General features: G+C 63.9%; 5 protein-coding genes and 1 pseudogene. 3 read left to right on the top strand and 3 right to left on the bottom strand.

What is annotated here, in order from left to right; genetic code table 11:
* Positions 1-666: 666 nt before the first annotated feature.
* Positions 667-1,152: a hypothetical protein gene (locus VFG33_RS38590; protein ID WP_325057991.1), complete on the top strand. Its 486-nt coding sequence runs from the start codon at positions 667-669 to the stop codon at positions 1,150-1,152.
* A gap of 306 nt (positions 1,153-1,458) precedes the next feature.
* Here the strand turns inward: VFG33_RS38590 and VFG33_RS38595 are convergent, their stop codons facing one another.
* Positions 1,459-1,686 (bottom strand): hypothetical protein, encoded by a 228-nt coding sequence (locus VFG33_RS38595; protein ID WP_325057992.1) that lies wholly within the window; start codon positions 1,684-1,686, stop codon positions 1,459-1,461.
* A 176-nt stretch (positions 1,687-1,862) separates the two neighbouring features.
* On the opposite strand from VFG33_RS38595, the gene VFG33_RS38600 reads away from it, so the two are divergent.
* Positions 1,863-2,186: a YciI family protein gene (locus tag VFG33_RS38600; RefSeq protein WP_325057993.1), complete on the top strand. Its 324-nt coding sequence runs from the start codon at positions 1,863-1,865 to the stop codon at positions 2,184-2,186.
* A gap of 6 nt (positions 2,187-2,192) precedes the next feature.
* Here VFG33_RS38600 and VFG33_RS38605 read toward each other — a convergent pair whose 3' ends face one another.
* Together VFG33_RS38605 and VFG33_RS38610 are read right to left on the bottom strand one after the other, a co-directional pair.
* Positions 2,193-2,372: a KTSC domain-containing protein gene (locus tag VFG33_RS38605; RefSeq protein WP_325057994.1), complete on the bottom strand. Its 180-nt coding sequence runs from the start codon at positions 2,370-2,372 to the stop codon at positions 2,193-2,195.
* Positions 2,373-2,454: 82 nt separating this feature from the next.
* Positions 2,455-2,823: a helix-turn-helix domain-containing protein gene (locus VFG33_RS38610; RefSeq protein ID WP_325057995.1), complete on the bottom strand. Its 369-nt coding sequence runs from the start codon at positions 2,821-2,823 to the stop codon at positions 2,455-2,457.
* 135 nt (positions 2,824-2,958) lie between these two features.
* On the opposite strand from VFG33_RS38610, the pseudogene VFG33_RS41400 reads away from it, so the two are divergent.
* A pseudogene (locus VFG33_RS41400) lies at positions 2,959-3,110 on the top strand (hypothetical protein); the annotation flags it as partial.

The following is a 3,110-nucleotide window of genomic DNA, read 5'->3' on the forward strand; positions in this document are numbered from 1 at the left end:
AAGGGCGCAGAGAACAGACTACATTGAGTGATCCTTTGATATCTCAGAAACAATCAAACTGACTTGAATCATTAATCTTCAAAGGAATCCGCCACGAACAACAGACAACCCAACACCCAAAATCTCGAAGAGACCCGGGAAGAAGAAATCATCCAATGCCGTGAACGGGGATACTACATATTTCGGCATTGACTTTCGGCACGCTGTTGAGTTCTCAAGAATCGGACGCACACCGCGCTTCAAACTTTCATTCGAAGCTCCGGGGCAACCCGCCAAACATTACTGTTTCGTTCGGGGCCAGTCAAATCGGCCTCTTTCGTCCCAGTCTCTCTGCGTGTCACAGTGACCGAAACCCGCTTGGGGCGTGTTTCGGCTCCTAGGACCTTCAGGGAGTTTGGAGCGTCCGGCCGCTTTCGCGTCCCGCACTCGCTCCAACAAGAAGAACATTACTGACATTCGCGGTGAAGATGCAAATCGGGGTCCGGGACCTCGTCCGCACCCTCGCAGAGCACCTCCGGCAAGCCGGCCGCGATGCCCTCGCCGTCCCTCTGGTCACACGTGTCACCCGCGTCTCCGCGAGCCACATCTCCATGGTCCCCCACCGTTCAAGCCCCCTCTTGGGTCATGCTCGAAGCGATCGACCTCGGCTGGTCCTAGGGTGCTGTGATGAATCGATGGCACTGGGTCACCGGACTGGTTGTACTGCTGGCTGTCGGCTGCTCAACTCCCAACGAGGAGGCCCAGCCGGCGACGACGCCCACCCCGACGCCGGTTCCGACCGTGAGCCCGACACCGACACCAACTCCGTCCGCCACTCCGACACCGACGCTCCCGCCGGTTCCGCCGACACCCAAGCTGGCCGCGTTGCCCTTGGAAGGCCGCAATCTGAAGTCCTGCAAGGACGGGCACTGCCGGGTTACCGTGCGGACCGGCGACAGGATCGCAGTGCCGGTGGAGACGGGCGGAACCTCACTCCGGATCAAGTCGATCAAGCGCACCGAGATCACGATGGAGCAGCGCGGGTTCGGTGGCGGCGGCGTCACCACCTTCACGTTCTTCGCGCCCGGCCCCACGGGACTCGGTACGACGAAGCTCATCGTGGCCTTCATGGACCTCAAGCCTGGCCAGGCGGTCATGCAGATCGACATCTAGGCTCGCGAAACTCGGGCCGGGGTGCACGAGCTGCTTTTGCTCGTGCACCCCGGCCCGAAGTACCGCACCGTCCAGCAGACGCCTCTCGGCGAGTGGCCGCTCGAAGCGGCGAAAGTTGAGGCCCGGGGTCATGAACCGGACGGCACCAGATGTAACCAGGTCCCCCACGCGCCTATTCCCCTCTTGGCCAGCGGCTGCAGCGCGACCGCAGCTGGCGCTTTCCGCTCACACCGGCGAGCACAAGCAGCGGCTGCGGGCGCCGGAGCATCCGCAGTCGCTGCTTGGTGGGCCTCACCCCGGTCAGGGCTACTTGGACGGTTGCGGTGCCTGGCAGTCGATCTTCGGATTGGCGCCGATGTAGTTCAGCGGTCCGGCGATGATGGTGACGAGGGTTGTCCCCACCTTTGCGCAGGTCGCATCCGAGCCCGCGAAGTAGTCCCGCTGCACTGCGGCGGCGAGACCGATCAACAACCACAACACAACGATGACCGTGATGACGCGTGTACTGCTCGTAGAGGCTCTACGAGTGCGCATGTCCACCTCCTGGCTGACGCACCCCCGTGGATCCACAATCTGGTGCCCGCCGGTGACGCAGCGAAAACCCTCGTCCTGCCTGTCGATTCGGGTGAGGGTCGTTCGTCAAGCAAGAGACCGCCCGCCTGGACGGTCTCGCCGAGGCCTCTGCATCGGCGCAGCTGAAGGGAATCATCATGAGCAAGTACCTGTACCTGTACCGCGGGCCGGCGACGCCGATGGAGGACTTCACCCCGGAACAGGGCGAGGAGCAGATGAAGGCATGGACCGAGTGGATGGGTCGTGCGGCCGCCGCGGTCGTCGACCAGGGCAACCCGTTGGCGCCGCGGGCGTCGGTGCGGGACGACGGCACCGCCGCCGATCCGAGTGACCAGAACGGCTACACGATCGTCGAAGCCGACAGCCTCGACGCTGCCCGGTCGCTGCTGGACGGACATCCCTTCCTGTCGGAGGGAAAGGGCCGGTTCGCGGTCGAGATCTTCGAGATCCTGCCGATGTAGTCCGGCTCAGATCTCGCGGAACTCGTAGTACGGCTTGATCTTGGTGTTGACGTAGTTGCCGATGCTGGCCGCGGCCAGCAGACCGGCGTACGTCGGCTGTGGGACGTCGAGGTACTGGTAGACGCTTCCGTTGACGTACTGCAGTTCGAGGGTCCGGCTACTCAGGTCGTACCCGACTGATCTCACGCTCCTCGAGTTCACCGGTCGACGCCTCACCCGTCAGCCCTCCGCTCGCGGCTCCGCTTCGCCAGCAGACAGTACGCCGTACTCAGCGCGCGCGTGATTCGTCCATCGCGCCTTCCGTGGACTCGGAGAGGTTGAACCGAGCCAGCACGCGCGCGAGATCGCCGACCGCGACCTGCAGCTGGCTGATCATCGAGTCGTCCAAGGTCCGGCTCTCCTCCGCCGCGCCGAGATTGGACGCGAAGCGGGCCCGGGTGTCTGGCGTCGCCAGGCGCAACGAGGTGTCCAGTGCCTCCTGGAGTTGAGGACTGGGCACCATCTCCGGTCTCTCCCGCCATTTGGCCACGGTGCGCGGCGAGACGCCCAGGTGCTCGGCGAAAGCCTCGTTGGTCTGGCGCAGCGCAGCCCGCAAGGCGTGCGCATGCCTGCCCGTCCACTGATCGATGATTGTCATCGGGTCACTTCCTGCTCGACTACGCTGTGCAATCAGATTACGGCGATCGAGCGACGTTTTGGTTCCTGATCAGTGCCCTGTGGATACAGGACGGGTTCATGGTCCGGCCGCTGCTACCAGCGTTGACTGACGGACATGGACGAAACCAGCGGTAGACCGGCGACGCTGCTCAGGCGGCGGCACCTGAAGGTTGCGACCAAAGCCGGACCGCGCTGCTTCCAGCTCGTGCGGCACATCGACGTCTCCGGGGTCAGCGGCACCGGCGTGGTCGCCGAAGGCGTCGAGTG

The sequence above is a fragment of the Kribbella sp. genome, assembly GCF_035687465.1.
In the GTDB taxonomy this organism is placed as follows: domain Bacteria; phylum Actinomycetota; class Actinomycetes; order Propionibacteriales; family Kribbellaceae; genus Kribbella.